This window comes from Methylosinus sp. is20ea (genome assembly GCF_059718135.1).
This window is the reverse complement of the sequence record NZ_AP046088.1, coordinates 2,456,856-2,480,654: the sequence shown is the minus strand read 5'-3', so window position 1 is coordinate 2,480,654 and position 23,799 is coordinate 2,456,856. Positions and strand designations below refer to the sequence as shown.

General features: G+C 67.1%; 20 protein-coding genes. 7 read left to right on the top strand and 13 right to left on the bottom strand.

Annotation, left to right across the window (positions count from 1 at the left end; all coding sequences use genetic code 11):
- Positions 1 to 57: 57 nt before the first annotated feature.
- The 9 genes from AC6IY7_RS11400 to AC6IY7_RS11360 form a co-directional block, all read right to left on the bottom strand.
- Positions 58 to 1,242, bottom strand: coding sequence for an MbnH family di-heme enzyme (locus AC6IY7_RS11400; RefSeq protein WP_497779177.1), 1,185 nt, complete (start codon positions 1,240 to 1,242; stop codon positions 58 to 60).
- Positions 1,239 to 2,222 carry an MbnP family copper-binding protein gene (locus AC6IY7_RS11395; RefSeq protein WP_497779176.1) on the bottom strand — a complete coding sequence of 328 codons (984 nt, stop codon included), beginning with the start codon at positions 2,220 to 2,222 and terminating at the stop codon, positions 1,239 to 1,241. The genes AC6IY7_RS11400 and AC6IY7_RS11395 overlap by 4 nt, the downstream gene beginning before the upstream one ends.
- A gap of 587 nt (positions 2,223 to 2,809) precedes the next feature.
- The gene (locus tag AC6IY7_RS11390) at positions 2,810 to 4,048 is read right to left on the bottom strand and encodes a BatD family protein (protein WP_497779174.1); all 1,239 of its coding nucleotides are present in this window, start codon (positions 4,046 to 4,048) and stop codon (positions 2,810 to 2,812) included.
- Positions 4,048 to 4,833: a tetratricopeptide repeat protein gene (locus tag AC6IY7_RS11385; protein WP_497779171.1), complete on the bottom strand. Its 786-nt coding sequence runs from the start codon at positions 4,831 to 4,833 to the stop codon at positions 4,048 to 4,050. The genes AC6IY7_RS11390 and AC6IY7_RS11385 overlap by 1 nt, the downstream gene beginning before the upstream one ends.
- Positions 4,834 to 4,919: 86 nt before the next feature.
- Positions 4,920 to 5,831 carry a VWA domain-containing protein gene (locus tag AC6IY7_RS11380; protein ID WP_497779169.1) on the bottom strand — a complete coding sequence of 304 codons (912 nt, stop codon included), beginning with the start codon at positions 5,829 to 5,831 and terminating at the stop codon, positions 4,920 to 4,922.
- Positions 5,828 to 6,793 carry a VWA domain-containing protein gene (locus AC6IY7_RS11375; protein WP_497779166.1) on the bottom strand — a complete coding sequence of 322 codons (966 nt, stop codon included), beginning with the start codon at positions 6,791 to 6,793 and terminating at the stop codon, positions 5,828 to 5,830. Before AC6IY7_RS11375 ends, AC6IY7_RS11380 begins: the two co-directional genes overlap by 4 nt.
- Positions 6,790 to 7,239 (bottom strand): DUF4381 family protein, encoded by a 450-nt coding sequence (locus AC6IY7_RS11370; protein WP_497779163.1) that lies wholly within the window; start codon positions 7,237 to 7,239, stop codon positions 6,790 to 6,792. The genes AC6IY7_RS11375 and AC6IY7_RS11370 overlap by 4 nt, the downstream gene beginning before the upstream one ends.
- Complete coding sequence (locus AC6IY7_RS11365; protein ID WP_497779160.1) at positions 7,223 to 8,158, bottom strand: DUF58 domain-containing protein; 936 nt, start codon at positions 8,156 to 8,158, stop codon at positions 7,223 to 7,225. Before AC6IY7_RS11365 ends, AC6IY7_RS11370 begins: the two co-directional genes overlap by 17 nt.
- Positions 8,155 to 9,153, bottom strand: a complete 999-nt coding sequence (locus tag AC6IY7_RS11360) for an AAA family ATPase (protein ID WP_497779158.1) — start codon at positions 9,151 to 9,153, stop codon at positions 8,155 to 8,157. The genes AC6IY7_RS11365 and AC6IY7_RS11360 overlap by 4 nt, the downstream gene beginning before the upstream one ends.
- A 369-nt stretch (positions 9,154 to 9,522) precedes the next feature.
- Between AC6IY7_RS11360 and AC6IY7_RS11355 the strand changes: the two genes are divergently transcribed.
- From AC6IY7_RS11355 to AC6IY7_RS11345, 3 genes are read left to right on the top strand one after another with little or no spacing between them, the layout of a single operon-like run.
- Positions 9,523 to 12,942 (top strand): response regulator, encoded by a 3,420-nt coding sequence (locus tag AC6IY7_RS11355; RefSeq protein WP_497779157.1) that lies wholly within the window; start codon positions 9,523 to 9,525, stop codon positions 12,940 to 12,942.
- Positions 12,939 to 13,769, top strand: a complete 831-nt coding sequence (locus AC6IY7_RS11350) for a CheR family methyltransferase (protein WP_497779154.1) — start codon at positions 12,939 to 12,941, stop codon at positions 13,767 to 13,769. The genes AC6IY7_RS11355 and AC6IY7_RS11350 overlap by 4 nt, the downstream gene beginning before the upstream one ends.
- On the top strand, positions 13,766 to 15,403 hold the full coding sequence (locus tag AC6IY7_RS11345) for a hybrid sensor histidine kinase/response regulator (RefSeq protein ID WP_497779153.1): 1,638 nt from the start codon (positions 13,766 to 13,768) through the stop codon (positions 15,401 to 15,403). Before AC6IY7_RS11350 ends, AC6IY7_RS11345 begins: the two co-directional genes overlap by 4 nt.
- 128 nt (positions 15,404 to 15,531) lie before the next feature.
- Here the strand turns inward: AC6IY7_RS11345 and AC6IY7_RS11340 are convergent, their stop codons facing one another.
- Positions 15,532 to 16,512 carry an LLM class flavin-dependent oxidoreductase gene (locus AC6IY7_RS11340; protein ID WP_497779151.1) on the bottom strand — a complete coding sequence of 327 codons (981 nt, stop codon included), beginning with the start codon at positions 16,510 to 16,512 and terminating at the stop codon, positions 15,532 to 15,534.
- Between the two features lie 242 nt (positions 16,513 to 16,754).
- Between AC6IY7_RS11340 and AC6IY7_RS11335 the strand changes: the two genes are divergently transcribed.
- Genes AC6IY7_RS11335 through AC6IY7_RS11325 form a run of 3 tightly spaced genes read left to right on the top strand, consistent with a single transcriptional unit; the run spans position 16,755 to position 20,478 of the window.
- Positions 16,755 to 19,112, top strand: a complete 2,358-nt coding sequence (locus AC6IY7_RS11335) for an Orn/Lys/Arg family decarboxylase (protein WP_497779148.1) — start codon at positions 16,755 to 16,757, stop codon at positions 19,110 to 19,112.
- The gene (locus tag AC6IY7_RS11330) at positions 19,109 to 19,678 is read left to right on the top strand and encodes a GNAT family N-acetyltransferase (protein ID WP_497779146.1); all 570 of its coding nucleotides are present in this window, start codon (positions 19,109 to 19,111) and stop codon (positions 19,676 to 19,678) included. The genes AC6IY7_RS11335 and AC6IY7_RS11330 overlap by 4 nt, the downstream gene beginning before the upstream one ends.
- A gap of 47 nt (positions 19,679 to 19,725) precedes the next feature.
- Positions 19,726 to 20,478, top strand: coding sequence for a phosphodiester glycosidase family protein (locus tag AC6IY7_RS11325; RefSeq protein ID WP_497779145.1), 753 nt, complete (start codon positions 19,726 to 19,728; stop codon positions 20,476 to 20,478).
- Positions 20,479 to 20,480: 2 nt separating this feature from the next.
- On the opposite strand, the gene AC6IY7_RS11320 is transcribed toward AC6IY7_RS11325, so the two are convergent.
- From AC6IY7_RS11320 to aroC, 3 genes are all read right to left on the bottom strand, one after another.
- Positions 20,481 to 20,792 (bottom strand): hypothetical protein, encoded by a 312-nt coding sequence (locus AC6IY7_RS11320; RefSeq protein ID WP_497779144.1) that lies wholly within the window; start codon positions 20,790 to 20,792, stop codon positions 20,481 to 20,483.
- Between the two features lie 106 nt (positions 20,793 to 20,898).
- Positions 20,899 to 21,936 (bottom strand): histone deacetylase family protein, encoded by a 1,038-nt coding sequence (locus tag AC6IY7_RS11315; protein ID WP_497779142.1) that lies wholly within the window; start codon positions 21,934 to 21,936, stop codon positions 20,899 to 20,901.
- A 3-nt stretch (positions 21,937 to 21,939) separates the two neighbouring features.
- Positions 21,940 to 23,028, bottom strand: coding sequence for a chorismate synthase (gene aroC / locus AC6IY7_RS11310; protein ID WP_497779138.1), 1,089 nt, complete (start codon positions 23,026 to 23,028; stop codon positions 21,940 to 21,942).
- Between the two features lie 134 nt (positions 23,029 to 23,162).
- Between aroC and AC6IY7_RS11305 the strand changes: the two genes are divergently transcribed.
- Positions 23,163 to 23,657 (top strand): DinB family protein, encoded by a 495-nt coding sequence (locus AC6IY7_RS11305; RefSeq protein ID WP_497779137.1) that lies wholly within the window; start codon positions 23,163 to 23,165, stop codon positions 23,655 to 23,657.
- The last annotated feature ends 142 nt before the right edge of the window (positions 23,658 to 23,799 follow it).

The following is a 23,799-nucleotide window of genomic DNA, read 5'->3' as shown; positions in this document are numbered from 1 at the left end:
GAAAAGCGTCGCATCGAAAAGCGTCGCATGGGGACCGGCCCCATGCGACGCCCCAGCTCATTTCTTCGCGGCCTGCGCCGTCCACGGATCGGAGAAGCGCGGCGAGGTCAGCAGCGTCTCATCGGTCAGCGCCTTCAGAAAGGCGAGCAGATCGGCCTTTTCCTGCGGCGTCAGTTCGACCTTGACGATCAACGGGCTCTTCAACGGATTCAACGCGCCGTCGCCGGCGTTCGGCCCCGTCTCGATCTTGCGCCCGCTGCGCGCATAAATGTCGATGACCTCTTCGAGCGTCGCCACCGACCCGTCATGCATATAGGGGCCGGTCACCGCTATGTTGCGCAGGCTCGGCGCGCGGAACTTGCCCATGTCGTCCGGGTCCTGGGTGATGTCGTAGAGGCCGTGATTGGGCTCCGGATAGGCGCCTTTTCCGTCTATGTCGTAGAGACCCGTATTGTGGAAGGGCGTCTCCGCCTCGCGCGTCTTGGCGTGCACGAATTGATCGTCGAGATTGACGCTGCCATGGCAGTGATGGCACTCCGCCTTCTCGCCGAAATAGAGATCATGTCCACGCTGCTCCGCCTCGCCGAGCTTGATCTTGCCTTGCAGATATTGATCGTATCGGCTGTCGAAGGAGATGACGCCGCGCTGGAAGGCCGAGATCGCCTTGATGATCGTGTCGAAGGAGATCTGGTCGGCCGGCTTTTTTTCCGGAAAGGACGCCGTGAACCACTTTTTGTAATCCGCATCGGCGCGGAAACGCCCGACGATCTCGGCCTTATTGGCGTCATTGACGCCCATCTCGATCGGCCGCTCGCCATAGAGCGGATTTTCCATCTGGCGCTCGAGCGTCACCAGCGCCGGATTGGCCCAGGTGAATGTCGCATGCCAGCCGGAATTGACGATGGACGGCGCATTGCGCGGCGTCTTCTCGCCGGTCGAGCCGACGCTGACGACGCGCCCATCGGTGAAGGCGCGCTCCTGCAAATGGCAGGAGGAGCAAGCGATCGTCCCATTGCCGGAGAGGCGCTTGTCGAAGAACAAACGCCGACCGAGCTGGAACTTTTCCTCCGACATAGGATTGTCGGCGGGCGCGCGCGGCGGCGGAACATATTTGGGCAGGCCCCAATTCCATTCCGCCTGCTTGTCCGCCTGCTTATCCGGCTGCTTGGCCGTCTCGGCCGAGGCGGCGAAAGCCGCCGCGACGCCGAGCGATGCGAGACCGATGAGCCAGCCGCGCCTCATTGCTTGGAGCCCACGACTTTCGCCGGCGTCCCGCCGCCGACCTTGAATGCCGGCGAGACGCCAGCCTTGGTCTGCTTGCCGGCGTCGCCCGCCCCTGCCGCGCTGTCGCCGAGATTGAGCCCGAGCGCCGCGAACACCGCCGAACATTCCGGATCGTCGAGCGCGCTCATGCAGCCGATGGCGCCGCCCTTGTCGGCGACGATGTCGGAATTCTCGAAGAGCCGCGTCAGATCGAATTCGACGCGCTGCGTCTTGGGATCGAAACGATCGAAGGCGACGGTGAAACGATTCTCATGCGCGCAGGAGACGATCTCGCCGGTCGCCGGATTGCCCTTGCAGCCGGTGGAGCCGATATGCACCATCCATGTCCGCGCCTTGGAGCCGTCGGTCTTCACCACAGGGGTCGGCGGATCGATTTCGAGAGCGATGAATCGGCGGCCCGCCTGCCAGTTCCAGGCCATGCCGACCACATCGAGAGGCGGCGGCGCGGTCTCGACATTGGAATGGTTGATGGAGACGGGCTTGCCGTCGATTATGGTCTCCACCGGCGCGCCGACCGCGAATTCGAGGCCGACATAGGAGCCCGCCGGCGCGACGCCGACGAGCTTGGTGTTCTTGGCCGGATTGCCCGCGGCGCAGGGCGCATTGCCGCCACGCGCATCCTTGAAGTCGAGCAGGGCGACGTCGCCATATTGCCACTCGTTCTGCTCCAGGGCCACGGGCGTGCGCGCGCCTTTGGCGTCGATGAGCTTCACGCCGTAAACGTAGAAGCGCGCCTCACGGAGCTTCGTCTCCAGATGACCGCTGCCGAGATTGCGCAGGAGCGCGCCGCAGCCGACCTCCTTGCCATCCGCCGTCAGCGCAAAAGAGACGGCGACGGGCTGCGTCTCGCCGCCCGCGGCGAGAGCCGCCCCCGAAGCGAGGAAAAGACATTCCGAGGCCGCCACGGCCGCAAATCCGACATTTCGCAATTTCCGCATCTCGACTTCCTCCGCCTTTTCGGCCGGGCGTTTCGCCGTCCGCAACATGCCTCGGGGGCGCCGCCTGCCTTATGAGACGAGCGAATACGCCAAAACGGAACCTCGGAACGAAAGATTTTTTGCCGCAGCGCGCAAATCCCGGTCGCGCGGCCTCACGGGATCAGAACTCCACGCGCAATGATCCGAGGAAGGTCCAGGGGCGATCGATCGCTCTGCGAGAAGCCGAGGCGCATGCTACGCGGAAAGGCGGCAGACGCCGAAATTGGTCGGCCCGTCGAGGGAAGGCCTGCATGCGAATCCGCCAAACGAACGCGGGCGCCATATAAAAACTTTAGCGACGAGCGCCAACCTCGGCGATCGCGACTTCGTCGCGCAGCAACTCGCCTCTGGGAGCGACCAAGCGCGGCGGCTCTCTGAAATCGACCGGCATTTCACGGATAGACGTTATCGGCCAAATTCGGTGTGCTCCTTGTAGAATAGCGCCGAGAGCCGGCTCCGCTCAGTTCTGATTTCTGCGACCAAGGTCTTCAGGATCGGCCCGCGTCGGACGGCCGCTTCTGGCGCCCTGCGGAAATTCGAACCGACTCCTACCCACGGCCTCGCAATTCTCCGCCTCTTCTCGCCCAGGCCGAGGCGATCGCGCGCCCGAGCTGCGCGAGCGTCGGGGGCCTCGCGGCCGAGTCCCGCCCATAGAGAAAAGCGTCGAGCGCGGCGAGCTGCGCTCCAATGTCCTCGTGCGTGGCGACCGCCCGCCAGCCCTCGCGATCTGCCTGCGCCAATTCACTCGCCGCGCGACGAAAAGCGGCGGCGTCGCCGGCGCGGGCCGCGCGGCGCAACGCCGCGAGCGCCGCCGGGCGGCGCGCGAGAGGTCGCGCGGAGTAAGCGGCGACGAGAAGAAAGACGAGAGCCGCCGTCGCGACGAAGCTCGCCAGAGCGGCGATCAGCGGTTGCGGCGCCAGCAGGCCGGGGCTCTCGCGCAGCCTCGCGGCGGCCCGCTCGTGCGCCGCCTCGAGGAAGGCGACGCGGCGCTCGGGCGCGGCCGCCTCGCGCATCCGCCGCGCCACGACGTCGAACCAGGCGATGCGGATCGGCGGCGCGGTGGCCGCGATCGACGACACGGGCCGCACGCTCCAGCGATAGACGGCGCGCGCGATCGGCCCCTGGTCGGTGACGATCGTCCGCCGCTCGACCGGCGCGGCGAAAGTGATGACGCCGGGCGCGCGGAAATTGGGCAGCGGCGGCAGGCGGTCGGCGGTAACGCCCTCGGCCTCCACAGTGACCGTGCGCCGCGCCGTCTCGCCGAAAGGGATTTTATCCGGCTCCGGGTCCCAGGAGTCCGAGATGCGCAGACTCTTGGCCGGCAAAAAACTCTCTCCCGGCGGGACGAGGCCGTCCCGCGCGCGCACCTCGATCTCGAAAGGCGCGGAGGAATATTCCGCCTCGACCTTGCCGCTCTCTTCGATGCGATAGGCGATGCGCCGCGTGAAGGGCGGGATCGTCAGCCGCCCGGCGCGCAGCGGATAGATCATCAGCACGCGCTCGACGACCGGCGTCCAGAATCCGTCGATCATCTCCTCGCTCGAGGAATCGACGCCGAATTGCTGCCAGTCGAAATCGACGAGCGAGGGCTGGATGATATGGTCGAGCAGAATGCGGCCGCGTATGGCGGAGCGCAGCACGAGCCGCAAAGGCTCGCCGACAAAGGGCGTCTCGGCGGGCTGCTCGACGCGCACCTCGACGCGTCCGACCGGCGCATCCCCCTGCTGCGCCGCGGCGCGCGCGAAGGGCAGCACCAGAAGACAGAGAAACAGCGCGAGCCGCAGCATCAATCGTCCTCCTCCAGCGGGCCGCCGCCGGCGCGCAGCCGCCGCGCCTTTTCGGCGGTGATGCGCAGCTTCAGAAAACGGCCGGGATCATCGGCGAGGCTCTGCAGCCATTCCGGGCTCGGCCGCACGGAGCGCGCCTCGAGGCGCCGGCGCACGCGGCGGTCGCGCTCATGCAGCAAAGCGGCGACGTCGATCTTCTGGCCGCCGGTGCGGCCGGCGCCCTCCGAGGCGCCGACGGCGCCCGTCGCGCCGCTGCCGCTCTCCGTCGCCTCGCCCTGGCCCTTGCCGACCTTGGACGCCTTGGCGCCGCCCCGCTCGCCCGGGCGCGAGCGCGTCTCGCGATCGCCGGCGGCGCCCTCGCCCGAGCCGCTGGCGTCATCGTCGGAATTGGCGCGCGCCCGCTGCTGGGCGGTGGCCGGCGAATTGGCCGTGGCGGCGCCATCGGCGCTCTCGCGCTCGATCAAGGCGAGGAGCAGAGCCTTATTGTAGGCGGCGTCCTCATCGTCCGGATCGGAGCGCAAGGCGCGATCATAGGCGGCGATCGCCTCCGGGTAATGCCCGGCGAGCGCCAGGGCATTACCGAGATCATAGGCGCTCTCAAAATCGTGCGCAAAGGCCGCGGCCGCCTCCTCCCACCGCCCCGCCGCATAGAAGGCGACGCCCTTCCAGGCCGGATCGGCGAAGACATGGGCCGCGGCGGACGAAAGCCCCGCCGCCAGCAGCGCGCGGCCGGCGAGCTGCTGGCCGAAAGTCCAGCCGGCGACGAGCAGCGACAGGATCAGCAAAAAGAGGGCGAGCCTGAAGGCTCGCGGTCCAGGGCGCGCATCGGACCGCGGGCCTTCAGCCTCGCTTCGCAAAGGATCGCGCGAGATCACTCGCCCCTCCCGCGCAGCGCGAGCAGCAGAGGCGCCGCCGCCAGCAGGAGAACGAAGCGCCCATAGTCCCGCCATTGCAGCGCGCGCAGCTCGCCTCGTCCGACATGGGCGACGCCTTGCGCGGCGATGTCTTCGGCGATCTCCTGCGGATGGGCGGCGTCGCCGGCGCGGCCGCGGCCGGCGGCGGCGAGCGCCGACATGGCGGCCCGGCGAGCCGGATCGCGCGCATCCGCCCCGCCGCGCGCGGAGACGAACAAAGTGTGGAGCCTGCGCCCCTCCCGCGCCAGCGCGGCGGCGAGACGCTTGGCGCGCGGATCGAGACCCTCGCCATCGGAAATCAAGGCGACATCCGCCGACACGATCTGCGCTTCGCGCAGCAGGCGCCGGGCGAAGGCGAGCGCGCGATCGGGCTTGGTCCCGCCGTCGGGAATTGTCGTGTCGTCTATGGCGAACAGCAGGGATTCGAGCGCTTTCGCATCATCGGTCAGCGGGCTCGCGAGATAGGCGTCGCCGGCGTAGAGCGCGAGGCCGAGTTGCCGCGCGCCCGAGCGCTCGAGCAGCAATTGCGCCGCCGCCACCGCCTGCGGCAATCGCTCGGCGCGGGAGACGTCGAGCAGGATCAAAGTGGCGTCGAGATTGCGGAACTGCTCCGCGCCGGGCGTTTTCACCGCCGGGCCGCAAAGCGCCACAGCGATGAGCGCGACGCTCCAGAACAGCGGGCGCTCGCGCCGCGACGCGCCGCCGATCGCGTGACGACGCGACATGGCGGCGAGCAGCGCCGGATCGACGACGCGCCGCCAATCGCCCAGCGCATCGCGTCGCCGCGTCGCGGCGATGACGAGAGCGAACGCCGGCAGAACGAGCAGCCAGAGCGGACGCAGCAGAGCGAAATCGCCGAAGTCGATCATCGCCGCTCCCGGGTCGAGAGCGCGAGCGCCATTGCGGCGCAGAATGCGAGAACGCCCGGATAGATCCAGAGCTCGCGGAAGACGATCGTCGGCGGCGCGGGAGCGGGACCTGCGACGAGCGACTCGATCGCGCGCGTCGCGGCGTCGAGCTCGGCGCTGCTGCGGGCGCGAAAGGCGGCGCCGCCGCCGATCTCGGCGATATGCTGCAAGGCGATGAAATCGACGGCGTCGGGATCGTCGGGATTGCTCGACGTGTCGTCCACGCCGAGGCCGATGGTGAAGATTTTCACCCCCATGCCGCGCGCCAGCTCGGCGACGGCCGCGGGCTCGCTGGAGCCTGTGTTATTGGCGCCGTCGGAGAGAAGAATCACCAGGCGCGAGGGCGCGCTCGAATCGGCGAGCCGCTTCAGCGCGAGGCCGAGCCCTTCGCCGATCGCGGTGGAGCGGCCGACGAGGCCGATCTCCATTTCCGCGAGCGTCGCGCTCACCGCGCGAAGATCGAAGCTCATCGGCGCGGCGGCGAAGGCCGTCTCGGCGAAGACGACGAGGCCGACGCGATCGCCGGCGCGGCGGCGGATCAACTCCGAGCCGACATGTTTCAATACGGCGAGGCGGCTCGCGGCGGCGCCGTCGAGCTGAAAATCGGTCTTCGTCATGCTGCCGGAGAGATCGAGCGCGAGCATGATGTCGCGTCCTGCGGCCGGCAGAGCGGCGACGGCGCCCGCGACGCGCGGCCCGGCGAGCGCGAGCACGAGGCCGATCCAGGCGAGCGCGCCCGCGATCTCGCGCCAGGAGAGTCGCAATCTATTCGCAGAAACGCCGGCGCCGAGCCGCTCGCGAATGGTCGCCGGAAGCGGCAGCCCGCCGCCCGGCGCCGCGCGGGAGCCGAAGAGAGCGCGCAGCAGCAGCGGCGCGGGCAATAGCGCCAGAGCGAGAGGCGTCGCCAGCTCGAGCCCGTTCATCGGTCGAGCCTCGTCAACAATTTGTGCAAGGCGCGATCGAGCGCCTCGCTCGGATCATCCGTGCGCGGACGATAGAGCGCGTCGCCATAGGCGCGGCCCTCCCCTTCGCTGAACAGAGTCGTCGTAAAAGTCGCGTCGAGCCGCGCGAGCCATGCTTCCCCATGGAGGCGCGCGACGCCGCCATCGAGCGCGCCGACGACATCGCGCAACATTTGCGCCTGCGCCGCGAGCCGCTCGGCCGCCGGCAGAGCGCGCGCGGCCGTGAGCGCCGAGAGCGCAGCGCGGCGCAGCGGCCGGCGACGCGCGCGCCAGAACAGAAAGGCGAGAGTGAGCGCCGCGGCGGCGATGCAGCCGATGAGCGCCATGACGAAAATCTCGGCGGCTCCATCCGGCGGCGGCGCGCGCAGCGGCCGCAATTGCGTGATGAGCTCAGACGGATCGGCCATCGAACCGCTCCCCGTCGAAATGCGCGAGAACGTGCGCGATCGTCTCGGCGTCGAGGGCGGCGTCGATCTCGAGCGCGCGCGCGCCGAGCCGGCGCAGACGCGCCTGACGCGCGTCCAGCGCCGGCGCCGCGCCGCGCGGGATGCGCAGCAGACCGGCCTCCGCGCCCGTGCGAAACGGATAGAGGCCCGGCGGCGGCGCCAGCTCGAAACGATCGGCGATCAGTAGAACATCGAGATCGCGTCGCCGCGCGATGCGCCCGGCGATCGCGTCGAAAGCTTCGCCCGGCGCATCGAGCGCGGTGGCGAGCGTCAGCGAGGACGATCCGCCGACGCTCTCCATTTCCTCGAACGCCGCGGCGAGCGGCGGCGCCGCGGCGAGCGGCGGCTCCGCGGTCCCGGCGCTCTCGTCGAGAGCGGCGCGATGCGCTTCGGCGAGCGCGACCAGCAGCGGCGGAAGGTTTCGCGCGCCCGCCGCCCAGCCGAAGCAGCGCGCGCCCGCAGAGCCGATCGCGCCGAGGCCGACGCGGCCTTGTCCATCGATCACGCGCCAGGCGGAGGCGACGGCGGCCTCGGCCGCCGCGACCGAGCGAAAGGCGCGGCGCGTGCCGAACAACATGGATGCGCGAAAATCGACGAGATAGAGCACGCAGCGCTCGCGCTCGTCGTGAAAGGTGCGGACATGCGGCGCGCCTGTGCGGGCGGTGACATTGCGGTCGAGGCTGCGCATATCGTCGCCGTCCGACCAGGGCCGCACGTCATAGGTCTCGGCGCCGCGCCCGCGCCGACGCCGCGCCACGCCGCCGAGCGGCGCCGCGGCCGCGGCTCTACGCGCATCGCTGCGCGCGGAGAGCAGCCGCAGGCGCATCAGCGCCTCGACATCGAGATCGACTCCGATGGCGCGCTCCTCCGCCGCGCTCATGCAGGCGGAACCACATCGAGATAGGCGCGGATGATCGCGCGCGGCGTCTCGCCCTCGGCGAGCGCGCGCCAGCCGAGAATGGTGCGATGCGAGAGAACATCGACGGCGAGCGCGCTCACATCCTGCGGCGCGACATAATCGCGCCCGTCGAGAAAGGCGCGCGCCTTGGCGGCGGCGGCGAGCGCCAGCGTGCCGCGCGGCGAGGAGGGATGTGCGATCTTCGCCGCCAGCTCCGGCGCGATCTTCGCGTCGCGCGGCGCGGTGACGAGGCGCACGATATAATCCTTGATCGCTGCGGAGAGATAAACCGATTTCGCCGCATGGCGCGCCGCGGCGATCTCCTCCGCCTCCAGCGCAGGTGGCGCGATGAACTCGCCTTGATCCTCACGCTCGACGAGATCGAGAATGAGGCGCTCGGTCGCGGCGTCCGGAAGAGCGAGCTCGACATGAAGCATGAAACGGTCGAGCTGCGCCTCGGGCAGCGGAAACGTGCCTTCATGCTCGATGGGGTTTTGCGTCGCCACCGTCATGAAGGGATCGGGCAGCGCATGGGTCGCGCCGGCGATGGTCGCCTGACGTTCGGCCATGGCCTCGAGCAGCGCCGATTGCACCTTGGGCGGCGCGCGATTGATCTCGTCGACGAGCAGCAGCGAATGAAAGATCGGCCCAGCGGCGAATTCGAAGACGCTTTTGTCCTGCCGCCAGATCGACGTGCCGGTGATGTCGGCCGGCATCAGGTCCGGCGTGCATTGAATGCGCGCGAATGAGAGATCGCACGCACGGGCGAGCAGCTTGACCGCGCGCGTCTTGGCGAGGCCCGGCGCGCCCTCGAGCAGCACATGGCCGTCGGCGACGAGGCCGATGAGCAGCCGCTCGACCAGCGCATCCGCGCCGATGAGACGCTCTTGCAAAAATGTCCTGATCTCCGCGAGCCGGGCGCCGGGATCGCCGGCGCGGCCTTGGGCGAGAATGCGAAGCGGTTCCGTCAGATTCATGCGATGGGTCCATCGGCGGCTGTTGCGCGGCGCCGACGGACTTTCGCCTCTGAGGCGCGCGCTGTCGAGGGAAAACTGGCGCGAGGAAACGGGCATTTTTCCCGATTAATCAGGGCATTCGACCCATGACGCGGTGGTCGCCGCATCCGCCGCCCACTCGTCCGCCGCCCGACCGGCCTATTGACGGCTCGATCCCACCATCTATACCGATGATACGAATGGTCGTTTCGACGTCCGTTCGGGCCATTTCGCAACCGTAAGCCTTTTCACCGTGCGGGCCCCAATGATGCGGCGCTATCTCGCGAGACTCCGGCCCGTCCGAGGCGGCGCATTTGCCCGAGCCGGGGCATCCGCGCGCAGGGGCCGATAATGTCCCCCGGCGAGACAGACGCCATTTTCCTCGTGGACCAGACCTCGCTGCGCGCGACGCATGGGCTCGACGAGACGACCTTCGAGGATGTGCGCTTCGTCGGCGCGTCGCTCTCGGTCCGCGTGCCGGAGCTGATCGAGGATTTCTACGCCTGGCTGCGCGGCTTCAGCGATTTCGCCCATTTCTTCGCAGATCCGCGCATGCTCATGCGCGTGAAGGCGCAGCAGAGGGATTATTGGACCGATTTCCTCGCCGCGGAGGTCGATGACGCCTATGTGGAGCGTCGCCGCGTCATCGGGCGGACGCACGCCCGCATCGAGCTCGGCCTGCTCATCTATCTGCTCGCCATGGAATTCGTCTCGGCCTGGCTGCGCCGCGAGATCGAGGCGGATGCGCGGCTGCGCGAGAACGCCACCGCCGCTCTTTCCGTCCGCAAGCTGATCGCCTTCGACTCGGCCATCGTCGTCGACACCTATGGCGCGCTCACGGCGCAAAATCTCGAGGACCATCGCGAGCGCCTGCATCATGTCGCCAGCGTGATGCGCGCGGTGACGGAGGGCGATCTCGACCGCCGCATCGATCTCGCCGGCCCCGGCGACATTCTGGGGCTTTCGCTCAATGATCTCGTCGACAGCCTGCGCGGCGTCGCCGGAGAGATGGAGACGATCGCCGGCGGCGATTATTCCGCGCAGCCGGCGCCGCGAAGCGAGAAGGATCAGCTCGGCAAATCGCTGCAGACGATGACCCGCGCGCTGCGCGAGGCCTCCGAGCGCAACGAGCGCCAGATGTGGCTCGCCGAGAACGAGACCGCGCTCGGCCAGGCGATGAGCGGCAATCCGACGATGCGCGAGCTGGCGCAGCGTGTGCTGTCGCTGCTCTGCCGCGCGCTGAACGCGCAGGTCGGCGCGCAATATGTCGCCGAGGACGGCGGCGCGACGCTGCGGCTCGCCGGAGCCTATGCCGCCGTCTCCGGCATGCGCGAGCGATGGCGACTCGGCGAGGGGCTGGTGGGCCAGGTCGCGCTGGAGAAGCGGCGCATCATCGTGAGCGACATTCCCGAAGACGGGTTCAGCATTCATTGGGGCCTCGGCGAGACCCCGCCCCGCCATCTCATGATCTTTCCGCTGCTGCACGAGGGCGAGGCGCGCGGCGTCATCGAGCTCGGCGCGCTGACGCCCTTCTGCGAAAGGCGTCTCGAATTTCTCGACATCGTCTCGGCGAGCGTCGGGCAGGCGATCGGCTCCGCCGAGGCGCGGGCGCGCATCGAGCAATTGCTGGAAGAATCGCGCGCCCAGGGAGAAGAGCTCACCGCGCAGCAGGAGGAGCTGCGCCAGGTCAATGATACGCTGGAGGAGCACACGCGGGCGCTCGAGCTGCAGAAGGAGAATCTGCTCGCGACCGAATCCGCGCTGCGGCAAAAGGCCGACGAGCTCGAGCGGACGAGCCGCTACAAATCGGAATTCCTCGCCAATATGTCGCATGAGCTGCGCACGCCGCTCAACAGCTCGCTCATTCTGGCGAAGCTGCTCGTCGACAACAAGGGGGGAAATCTCGCGCCGGAGCAGATCAAATATGCGCAGAGCATCTATTCGGCCGGCAATGATCTCCTCGTGCTCATCAATGATATTCTCGATCTCTCCAAGATCGAGGCCGGCAAGATCGATCTCGATATGGAGCCGATGGCGATCGCCACGCTTCTCGCCGATCTCGAGCGCCGCTTCGAGCCGCTCGCGGCGGAGCGGCGGCTGCAATTCTCCGTCGGCGTCGAGCCCGGCGCGCCCGAGACGATCGAGACCGATCGCCAGCGCCTGCAGCAGATCCTCTCCAATCTGCTCGCCAATGCGGTGAAGTTCACCGAGCGCGGCGGCGTTCGCCTCCTCGTGCGGCGCGAGGATTCGCAGCGCCTCGCCTTCATCGTAGAAGACACCGGGATCGGCATTGCCGACGATCAGCAGGAGACGATCTTTCAGGTCTTTCGCCAAGCCAATGGCGCGATCAACCGCAAATTCGGCGGCGCCGGCCTCGGACTCTCCATCTCGCGCGAATTCGCCGAGCTGTTGGGCGGCGTGCTCACCGTGCGCAGCGAGCCGGGACACGGCAGCGCCTTCACTCTGCTGCTGCCGCTGCGCGCCGATGGCGCGCCGGCGCCGCCGACGCCCGTCGCAAAGCGCGAGGAGGCGCCGCCGCCAGCCGCGGAACGCGCGCCGACGCCGATCGCCGACGACCGCGACGCGGGCGCCGATTCGCGCCGCATCGCGCTGATCGTCGAGGACGATCCCGCCTTTGCGGAAATCCTCCGCGATCTCGCGCGCGAGCTCGGCTTCAAATGCATCGTCGCGGGCGCGGCCGGCGACGCGCTGCTGCTCGCGCGGCGGTTCCGGCCGGAGGCGGTCGTGCTCGACATCGGGCTTCCGGACCAGTCGGGCCTCACCGTGCTCGAGATGTTGAAGCGCGACCCCTCGATCCGCCATGCGCCGATTCATGTGGTCTCGGTGCACGACTATCAGAAAGTCGCGCTGGAGATGGGCGCCGTCGGCTATATATTGAAGCCCGCCAAGCGCGAGCAGCTCGTCTTGGCCTTCCGCCTGCTCGAGGAGCGGCTGCAACGCGACAAGAAGGCGATCCTGATCGTCGAGGACGAGGGCGTGCAGCGCGCCGCGCTGATCGACCTCTTGTCGTCCGCCGGCGTCGAGATCGTCGCCGTCGCGACCGCCGAGGAGGCCTTGCGCGAGATCGACAGCCGGCCCTTCGACTGCGTCGTTCTGGACCTCATGCTGCCGGGCGTCAGCGGCTTCGAATTCCTGGAGCGCGTGAGCCGCGACGCGGCGCGCTCGGCGCCGCCGGTGATCGTCTATACGGCGCGCTCGCTCAGCATGGACGAGGAGCAGAAGCTGCGGCGTCTGTCGAAATCCATCATCGTCAAAGGCGCGCGCTCGCCGGAACGGCTCATCGAGGAGACGACGTTGTTCCTGCATCAGGCGGAATCGCAACTGTCGCCCGAGCAGCAGCATATGCTCGAGATCGCGCGCAGCCGCGACAGCGTTCTCGACGGCCGCCGCCTGCTGCTGGTCGAGGACGACGTCCGCAATATATTCTCGCTGACCGCCGTGCTCGAGCGCGAGGGCGTCGCGGTGCAGATCGCCCGCAATGGCAGGGAGGCGCTGGAGCGCATCGATCGCGATCCGGCGATCGACCTGGTGCTGATGGATCTGATGATGCCGGAGATGGACGGGCTGACGGCGATGCGCGCGATCCGCGAGCACGAGGACAAAGCCGCGCTGCCGATCATCGCGCTGACCGCCAAGGCCATGCCCGACGACAGGGAGCAATGCCTCGCCGCCGGGGCCAATGATTATATCTCCAAACCGATCGACATAGAGAAGCTCTTGTCGCTGATCCGTGTATGGATGCCGAAATGATCGCTCTCGACTCCGACGAGAAGGCCGAGATCGAGCTGGACCTGCTGCTCGAGGCCATCTACCGGCTCTACCAGCACGATTTCCGCGGCTATGCGCGCTCCTCGCTGCGCCGCAGCGTCGCGCGGGCGCAGGTCGCGCTGCGATGCGCGACGATCACCGATCTGCTCGACCGCATCGTCCATGACGGGAGCGCATTCGCGGAAACGCTTTGTCATCTGACGATACAAGTGAGCGATCTGTTCCGCGATCCTGGCTATTTCCGCCGGCTGCGCGAGACGATCGCGCCGCATCTCGCCACCTATCCGTCGCTGCGCGTCTGGGTCGCCGGCTGCGGAACCGGCGAGGAGGCCTATTCGATCGCCATTCTCCTGCATGAGGAGGGGTTGCTCGAGCGCTCGCTCATCTATGCGACCGACATCGACAGGACGAGCATGGCGATCGCGCAGGCCGGCGCCTATGAGCTCTTCCGCATGGGTGGTTTTGCCGAGAATTATCACGGCTCCGGCGGGCGCGCGGCGCTCTCCGATTATTTCGTCGCCCGCGGCGCCTGCGCGAGTGTCGTCCCCTTTTTGAAGCAGCGCATCTTGTTCTGCGACCATAGTCTCGCGACCGACGCCGCCTTCGCGGAAATGCATCTCATCTCGTGCAGGAATGTGCTCATCTATTTCGACAAAGCGCTGCAGGATCGCGCGATCGGCCTGTTTCGCGAATCGCTCTGCCCGCGCGGATTCATCGGCCTCGGGCCGAATGAATCGCTCGCCTTCTCGCGTCATGCGTCTTCTCTCGAGATTCTTTCGACTGACGAGCAGATCTATCGGGTGAAATGATGAGAGCGATTGAAAACTCTTCGAACCCGTCCGGCCGTCGGCGATCGTCGACCGCCAATTTCGACGCCGGCCGCACGTCCAAGCTTCCAGTCGTGCTCATCGTCGACGATTTCGCGGAGAATCTGCTCGCGATGGAGGCCATGCTCCGCTGCGACGAATTCGAGATCATCACGGCGCGATCGGGCCGCGCCGCGCTCGACATTCTCCTCGACAGGAGCGTCGCTCTCGCCATCATCGACGTGCATATGCCGGAAATGGACGGATTCGAACTGGCGACGCTGATGCGCGGCGTCGAGAAGACGCGCTATGTGCCGATCGTCTTCGTGACCGCGCATTCGCCGGACGTCACACGCATGTTCAAAGGCTATCAGGTCGGCGCCGTCGACTATCTGTTCAAGCCGATCGACGAGCAGGTGCTGCGCGGCAAGGTCGACGTCTTCGTCACGCTCGATCGGCAGCGGCAGCAGCTCCTGCAGGTCGAGCGCATGCGCGAGATGTTCGTCGGCATTCTCGGGCACGATCTCCGCAATCCGCTGCAGAGCATTCTGACCTCGGCCGAGCGCTCGCTGACGCATGCGCAGGACGACGATCTGCGCAAGGCGCTGCAGGTCATTCGCCAGAGCGGCGGCCGCATGTCGCGAATGATCGACCAGATCCTCGATCTGACGCGCATCCGATTGGGAAGCGGCCTCGCCATACGGCCCGCCGTGGCGGATTTTCGGCGGATCGTCGAGCAGATCGCCGACGAGTTCGCCGGGCGCGACGGCGCCCTCGAGCTCGACTTCGACGGCGACATGCAGGGCTCCTGGGACGTCGACCGCATTCTTCAGCTTCTGTCCAATCTCCTGGGCAACGCCGTCGAGCACAGTCCGCCGGGCGCAAAGATCGCGCTGCACATCGACGGCGCCTCGGCCGATTGGCTGGCGATCGGCGTCTCCAACGAAGGACGGGGCGTGCCGAGCGGGCTGCGCGACGCGCTGTTCGAGCCCTTCACCAGCGGCGACCGCACGCGCGGGCTCGGGCTCGGCCTGTTCATCTGCCGGCAGATCGTGCTCGCGCATGGCGGAACGATCGAATTCGACTCGGACGACGATCGGGGCACGCGGTTTCGTATTCGGCTGCCGCGCCGCTGCGTCGCGGAAACGCGCGCCTCCTTCGATTTACGCGACTCTTTCGGAGCCGACGGACGCCGGCCGGAGGCGGAGGAGTTGCGCGGCGCTCTCGCCGGATTCGGTCCGCGCCCCTCTCGCAAGGGCGTGATCCTCGTCGTCGACGACGACCCGGATGTGCGCGACTCGCTCGAGCTGCTGCTGACGACCGAGGGCCATGAGGTGTTCTCGGCGGCCGACGGCGACGCGGCGACAAAGGTCGTGGTCGGCGACCGCGCCCGGCCGGATATGGTGATCATCGACTATCATCTGCCGAATGGCGTTCAGGGGCCCCTCGTCGTGCGGCGGCTGCGCGAATTGCTCAACCGCGACCTGCCCGCGCTGGTGCTGAGCGGCGGTCCCTCGGCGTCGGAAGCGGGCCGCATCCCGCTCCAGAATAGCACGCAGCTCGGCAAGCCCGCCGATGTCGAGCGGCTGCTCGAGACGATCCAGCGGCTTCTCGCGGACGGCGCGGGGCGCGACTGATCCGACCACGGCGGAACGATAGCCGGCGCGCGTCATCACGAGCGAAGCGAAGCGAAGCAATCGCTCCGCCATGGAGCGGATCGCTTCGTCGTTTCGCTCCTCGCAATGACGGCCCGCGGCATGCGCTCTCAAACGCCCGCGGCGTCGAGCCGCGGGCGAATCTTCGCGGCGAAATCATCGAGGCTCGCCAGCGCGCGCGCCTCATTCGCCGTCGCCGGCTTCAGCAGCAGCGAGCGCACGCCGAGGCGGCGATGAATGTCGACGATCGTCTCGGCGATCTCGTCATAGCCGCCGATCAGCGAGCGCTCGACGATCTCGACGGGATCGAAGGAGGCCGGCGCATTCTGCGCGAGAAAAATCCCGCGCATGCGATCGGCGAAACGCGCGATGAAGGGCAGCGCCTCGTCGAGCGCGCGCTCGCGCGTCTCGGCGGCGTAATAGAAGCGCGCCAGAGCGAGACGCAGATCGGCGCGCGGCAAGGTCGCGCGATAGGCGGCGACCGCCTGCTCGATCTTCGCGATCGGCACGGGCGAGGCCGCCATCATGCCGAAGCCCTTGCGCGCCGCATGCGCGATCGCGGCCGGCGTCGATGTGGCGATCCAGGTCGGAATCGGCTTTTGCAGCGGCTTGGGGCAGAGCGCGAGATCATCCACCTGAAAATGTGCGCCGGAGAAGGTGACGCGATCCTCATAGAGCAGACGCTCGATCAGCTCGAGCGCTTCCAGCGTGATATCGCGCGTCTCGTCCTTGGCGGCGTGAAAATGCTTGTTCTGCGCCGGAAACGGCCCGCCCTTGGCGACGCCGAAATCGAAGCGGCCATTGGAGAGAACGTCGATCGTCGCGACATCCTCCGCCACCTGAATCGGATTGCGGAAAGCGAGCAGCACCGCCGCCGAGCCGAGCCGCACGCGCGAGGTGACGCCGGCGAGATAGGCGAGCAGCGTCAATATCGACGGGCTGACGGCGTCATCGTCGAAATGATGCTCGGCGACCCAGGCCTCCTCGAAGCCCACCTCCTCCGCGCGAAGCACGAGGCGCGTCTGCGCATCGAAGCAGCTCTTGTAATCGCGGATGGGATTTTCATAGGTGCAGAACACGCCGATGCGCATGGCCGGCCCGCCTCCTCGATGGTCCGCTATATAGGACGGATACACAGCTATAGCTATAGGCGGCGGTCCGGCCGGCGGCAAGCGGCGGATCGCGCAAATCTCGAGCGGCAGGATGCGACGCTCCGGCGCGCCGAGCGAAGGCCCCTGGCGCGGCGGAAAGCGCCGTCACGATTATGTCATCAAACAAGGCTGTGTGTGCGCGAGCTCCTCCTCTTCAGCGCCAGCGCCACAGGCCGATTCCCATGGACTTCTCCCGTCGCTTCACTTTTCTCTTCTCCGCGCCCAATTTCGAGGCCGACGAGCTCGAGGGGCTGCGCGTCAATCAGATCATCGCGGCGATCGAGAGCATGGGCTTCCAGGTCGTGCGCGCGCGGCGCGTGGAAGACGCCGAGCTCGTCGTGCAGACCGACGCCGCCATCGGCTGCCTCGTCGTCGATTGGGGCAAGAAAGGGCTCGAGGGCAAGACCGCCTCGCTCATCGATCTCATGCGCAGGCGCGGCCTCGAAATGCCGATCGTGCTGCTCATTCGCCGCAAGCGCTTCGAGGATATTCCGGTCGAGGTGCTGGATTTCATCGACGGCTATATCTTCCTCGCCGAGGAGACGCCGGAATTCATCGCCAAAAATCTCGTCTCGCGCTTGAAGCAATATGCGGAGACGCTGAAGACGCCCTTCTTCGGCGCGCTGGTCGATTACGCCGAAGAGGGCAATCAACTGTGGACCTGCCCGGGTCACAATGGCGGCATTTTCTACAGCCGCAGCCCGATCGGCCGCATCTTCATGGAGCATTTGGGCGAAGCGGTGTTCCGCGACGATCTCGACAATTCCGTCATCGAGCTCGGAGATCTCTTGACGCATGAAGGCCCGGCGCTCGCCGCGCAAAAGGCGGCGGCGGAAATCTTCGGCGCCGAGAAAACCTATTTCGTGCTCAACGGCACATCGACTTCCAACAAGGTCGTGCTCACCAATCTGATCGCCGAGGGCGATCTCGTCTTGTTCGACCGCAACAACCATAAGGCCGCGCATCATGGCGCGCTGCTGCTCGGCGGCGGCGTGCCGATCTATCTGCCGACGACGCGCAATGCGCATGGCCTGATCGGGCCGATCGATCACGAGGCCTTCGATGAGGAGAGATTGCGCGAGCGCATTCGCGCCAATCCGCTGGTGAAGGACAAGGACGCCTGGCGCAAGGAGCGCCCCTTCCGCGCCGCCGTCGTCGAGCAATGCACCTATGACGGCACGATCCATAACGCCGAATGGATCGTCGGCAAGATCGGCCATTTGTGCGACTACATTCTCTTCGACGAGGCCTGGGCCGGCTTCATGAAATTCCATCCGCTCTATGAGCGGCGCTATGCGATGGGGCTCAAGAATCTCACCGAGGCGTCGCCCGGCATCGTCGCGACGCAATCGACGCATAAGCAGCTCGCCAGCTTCTCGCAGGCCTCGCAAATCCATGTGCGCGACCGCCACATAAAGGGCCAGCGACGGCGCGTCGAGCATCGCCGCTTCAATGAAGGCTTCATGCAGCACGCCTCCACCTCGCCCTTCTATCCGCTGTTCGCTTCGCTCGATGTCGGCGCGCAGATGATGAAGGGCCGCTCCGGCGAGCTGTTGTGGGACGACACCATCCGGCTCGGCATAGAGCTGCGCAAGAAGCTGCGCGCGGTGCGGCGCGAGTTCGAGGCCAAGGAGCAGGACCCGGCGCGGCGCTGGTTCTTCGATCCTTTCGCGCCCGATCGCGTCTCCATTCCCGACGCCGCGCGCGAGACGGGCGCGCATCGCGTTCCCTGGGAGAGCGTGTCGACCGATCAGCTCGCGCGCAATCCCGAATTCTGGGCGCTGGCGCCGGATGCGCGCTGGCACGGGTTTTCAAACATGGCGCCGGGCTTCGCGATCACCGATCCGGCCAAGCTCACTCTGCTGACGCCGGGCTTCGACCGCGAGAGCGGCGCCTATGCCGATCATGGAATCCCGGCGCCGATCGTCGCGCAATATTTGCGCGAGAACCGCATCGTGCCGGAGAAAAACGATCTCAACTCGCTGCTGTTTCTGCTGACGCCGGGCGTCGAATCGAGCAAGGCGGGAACGCTCGTCTCGTCGCTCGTCGCCTTCAAGCGCCTGCATGACGACAATGCGCTGCTGCAGGATGTGATCCCCGAATTCGTCGCGCGCCGCGCCGCGCGCTACAAGGGCGTGCGGCTGCGCGATCTTTGCGGCGACATGCATCGCTTCTTCAAGGAGGCGAACGCCAGCGCCTTGCAGCAGGCGCAATTCCGGCAGGAGCATCTCCCCGAGATGGTGATGACGCCGCGCGAGGCCTATCTGCGCCTCGTGCGCAATGAGGTGGATTTCCTGCCGATCGACGAGATCGACGGCCGCATAGCGACGACGCTCTTCGTCATCTATCCGCCGGGCATTGCGACGATCGTTCCGGGCGAGCGGCTCGACGAGGCGGCGCGGCCCATGCTCGAATATTTGCGCATGTTCGAGCGCAGCGCCAATCTCTTCCCCGGCTTCGATTATGAGATCCAGGGACTCTACAAGCAGTGGAACGGCGAGGCGAAGATGCGGCTCTACACCTATGTGGTGCAGGAATGAGCACGATCGAAGCGAGCGCCGAGCGCGCGACGATCCTCGTCCGCCCCTCGCGCGACGAGGATGTCGACGCCATGCTGGCGATCTATCTGCAGCATGTGCGCAAAGGGCTCGATCCGTCCGAGGCGCCGCTCTACGAGCCGCCACAGAAGGAGGATTTGAAGCGGCGACGCAAGAATATGGGCAATCATCGCCTGCCGCATCTCGTCGCCGAGCATGAGCGCGCCGTCGTCGGCTACGCCTATGTCGTGCCGTTTCGCAAGCGGCCGGCCTATCGCTATGTCGTCAAGCATTCGATCTATGTCGATCCGCGCCATCTCCATCGCGGCGTCGGCCGGCTGCTGCTGCAAGCCCTCATCGACGCCTGCGCGGCGGCAGGCTTTCGGCAGATGATCGGCTATGTCGACGCCTCCAACGCGGCGTCGCTGAAACTGCATGAGGCGATCGGATTTCGGCAGGCCGGCACTCTCTCCGGCGTCGGATTCAAATTCGGCAGCTGGACCGATTCGGTAATTTTGCAGCGCTCGCTCGGCCCCGGCGCGGCGACGCCTCCCGATGCGCGAAGCTGACGGCGCCCATGCGAGCGAATCGGCGCGTCGTGCTTTATGATCGGCGCATGATTCCGCTTCGCCGCCTCCTGCCCTTCGCCCTCTTGCTCATCTTCGCCTCGCCCGCGGCCGCGGCGTCGCGCAATCCTTGTCAGGATGTCGAGGATGGAGGCGCGAGCTACACCATCTGCGTCTTCGACACGCGCAGCGATTCCATTCGCCTCTTCCTCGCCGATGCGAAAGGCGAGGTCTATGGCTCCTTCTCGGCGCTCGACGCCGCGCTCGCGCAAAGAAACGAGAAGCTCCTCTTCGCGATGAACGCCGGAATGTATGACGAGCGGCGCCTGCCGATCGGGCTCTATGTCGAAGGCGGCCATTTGGAGAAGAGCGCCAACACGCATTCGGGCGCCGGCAATTTCCATATGAAGCCCAATGGAATTTTCTGGGTTGAGGGCTCGCGCGCCGGCGTCACCGAGACGCAGCGCTTTCTCAAAGAGCGGCTGCATCCCGCCTATGCGACGCAATCGGGACCGATGCTCGTCCTCGGCGGACGCATCAATCCGCGCATCCACGACACCGGCACGTCGATGAAGATCCGCAATGGAGTCGGCGTGCGCGACGGTCATATCATCGCATTCGCCATCTCCAACCAGCCGGTGACCTTCCACGCCTTCGCTCAACTTTTTCGCGAGCGTTTGAAATGTCCGGACGCGCTCTTTCTCGACGGCTCGATCTCGGCGCTCTATGCGCCTTCGCTGTCGCGACACGATCGCTTCCGCCCGATGGGGCCGATCGTCGGCGTCGTCGAGCGGGCGCGGTGACTTTACGCCGCTTCGTTGACGGTGAAGGCGCCGACGAAATCCGGATCGGCGAGAATCTCGCCCGTCTCCCACAGCAGATAATCGCCGGGGCCGGCGATGCGGAAGCGGCCGAGGTCCGGCGGTAGCCGAACTGTGCGGCCCGCGTCCTTGCCTTCGAGCTCTATGTCGACGCCGGTTCCGTCGATGGCGGCGATCGTGCCGAACATCTGGCGTAGCACCTTGCCATGCGGCGTCACGCGGGTGAGACCGATGAGCGCGCGCTTGCCGATCATATGCGCGCGAGCCTCGCTCCATTCACTCCTGCCGAACTCCATTGTCCTCTCCCATCACGAATTGTTGCACGACGTCTCTGATGCAGAGATGCCATGATCGAGGTCGTCCTTGATGTGCGCCCGCGCACGCGCCGGGCGGGGACGAGGCCTACGCCCCCATCAGCGCGCCGACATGAGCGGCGATGCAGGCGGCGAGATCGTCCGGCCGATAGCCGCCCTCGAGCATTGAGACGACGCGCCCGTCACAGCGGCGCGCGGCGATCTCTGCGAGGCGCAGCGTAAGCTCGGCGAAGTCCTGACGTTGCAGGCGCAAACCGCCGAGAGGATCGTGCAAATGCCCGTCGAAACCGGCGCAAATGAGGAGGATGTCCGGCGCAAAATCGTCGAGGCGCGGGAGAATCGCCTGCGTCCAAGCCTGCGCAAACTCCACGCCGCCGGAGCCTTTGGCGAGCGGGGCGTTGACGATGTTGTCATGCGCGCCGCGCTCGCTCACGGCGCCGGTGAAGGGATAGTGCGGCGATTGATGCGAGGAGCAATAGAGGATGTTTTTCTGCGACCAGAAGATCTCCTGCAATCCATTGCCGTGATGCACGTCGAAATCGACGATGGCGACGCGCTCGGCGCCATGGGCGGCGATGGCGTGGCGCGCGGCGATGGCGGCGTTATTGAAGAAGCAGAAGCCCATTGCGGTCTCGCGCGTGGCATGATGGCCGGGCGGGCGCGTGGCGACGAAAGCGTTGCGGGCTGCACCGCGCATCACCGCGTCGACGGCGAAGCTCGCGGCGCCGGCGGCGTGAAGCGCGGCCTCGAGCGAGCCGGGGCTCATGACGATATCGGGGCCGAGCGTCGCGAGCCCGCTTTGCGGCGCGGCTTTCTCGAGACGCTCGAGCAGAGACGGCGCGTGAACGGCGAGGATCGCCTCGCGCAAAGCCGCCGGGGCTTCCGCGCGGCGCAGCGTGGGAAAGTGATCCGCATCCAAGGCGGCGGCTATGGCGCGCAGCCGCTCGGGCTGGTCGGGACGGCCTGCGCCGACCTCATGCGCGAGGCCGGATGCGTGGGTGACGAGGAGGGTCGTCGGCTCGGCGCCGCCCGCCGCGACGACATCTGGCGAAAGCGCCAGCCCCGCCGTTAGCGCAAGCGCCCGCCTGCGGGTGAAAGAGGATGACGCCGCCGCTCGTCCGACCATCGGCTAGCCGCCCACCTGCCCCCTGTGCCGCAAGAAATGGTCGGCCAGCACAATGGCCATCATCGCCTCGCCCACCGGCACAGCGCGTATGCCGACACAGGGGTCGTGGCGGCCCTTGGTGACGATCTCCGTCTCCTGGCCGTTGCGGTCGATCGTGCGGCGCGGCGTCAGAATGGATGAGGTCGGCTTGACGGCGAAACGGGCGACGATCGGCTGGCCGGTCGATATGCCGCCGAGCACGCCGCCGGCCTGATTGGACAGAAACACAGGCTTGCCGTCCGGCCCGGCGCGCATCTCATCGGCGTTGGCTTCACCGGAGAGCTCGGCCGCGGCGAAGCCGGCGCCGATCTCCACCCCCTTCACGGCGTTGATCGACATGAAGGCGCTGGCGAGATCGGAGTCGAGCTTGCCATAGATGGGCGCGCCCCAGCCGACGGGGACGCCTTCGGCCACGACCTCTATGATCGCGCCGATGGATGAGCCCGATTTGCGCACGCCGTCGAGATAATCGGCCCAGAGCGTCGCCGTCTCCGCATCGGGGCAGAACAGCTGGTTGTTCTCCACCTCCGCCCAGTCGAAGCGGGCGCGGTCGATTTTATGCGGGCCGATCTGCACCAGAGCGCCGCGTATGGTGACGCCGGCGAGCACTTTGCGCGCCACAGCGCCGGCGGCGACGCGCGCCGCGGTCTCGCGCGCCGACGAGCGCCCGCCGCCGCGATAGTCGCGAACGCCATATTTCGCGTCATAGGCGTAATCGGCGTGGCCGGGCCGGTATTTCTCGGCGATATCGCCATAATCCTTGGAGCGCTGGTCGGTGTTCTCGATCAGCAGCGCGATCGGCGTTCCGGTCGTCACCTGCCGGCCGGCGGAATCGGCAAAGACGCCGGACAGGATTTTCACCGCATCGGCCTCCTGCCGCTGCGTGGTGAAACGCGACTGGCCGGGCTTGCGCTTGTCGAGAAAGAGCTGAATCTCGGCCTCGGTCAGCTCCAGCCCCGGCGGGCAGCCGTCGACGACGACGCCGAGCGCCGGCCCATGGCTCTCGCCGAAAGTGGTGATGCGGAAGAGATGGCCGAAGCTGTTGTGGGACATGGAGCGCCGATCACAAATTTGCCGAGGGCCGGTTGTAGGCGCCGGCCGCCGCGGGGTCAAACGCGAATGGCGGGCCGTCTCCTCATGTCCTACACTGCAGCCGAAGTCAGCGCCGAATAGGGCCCGCCCGAAACATGATCACCCCCGCCTTCGCGCAGAAAATGGCGCGCTACAACGCCTGGCAGAACGAGAACCTCTACGCCGCGGCCGATACGCTCACGGATGAGGCGCGGCGCGCCGATCGCGGAGCCTTCTTCAAATCGATCCACGCCACGCTCAATCATCTGCTCTGGGCCGATACGATGTGGATGTGCCGCGTCGCCGGCGGGCCGAACCCCGATGTTCCTTTGGGAGAATCGGCGTCTTTCCGCGCCCATTGGGCGGCGTTGAAGCAGGAGCGCGCGGCGATGGACACGCGGCTGATCGCCTGGGCCGACGCGCTCGACGAGGCGGCGCTCGAGGGCGATTTTTCCTGGTATTCTGGCGCGTCGCAGGCGCAGATCGCCAAGCCGCGCAAGCTCATCGTCGTCCATATTTTCAACCATCAGACCCATCATCGCGGACAGGTCCATGCGATGCTGACCGCGGCCGGCGCGCGGCCGCAGGACACGGATTTGATCTTCATGTGAGACGGTTTCCGGCTGATCGGCTCGCGCGGCCTTCGCCGCCTTCCTTCTCCCCGCTCGCGGGGAGAGGGGGAACGCGAGCCGGAGCATTCAGCCCGAAACCGTATAAGACGGAATCCACGAGCCTTTTCAGGCGCCCAAACGC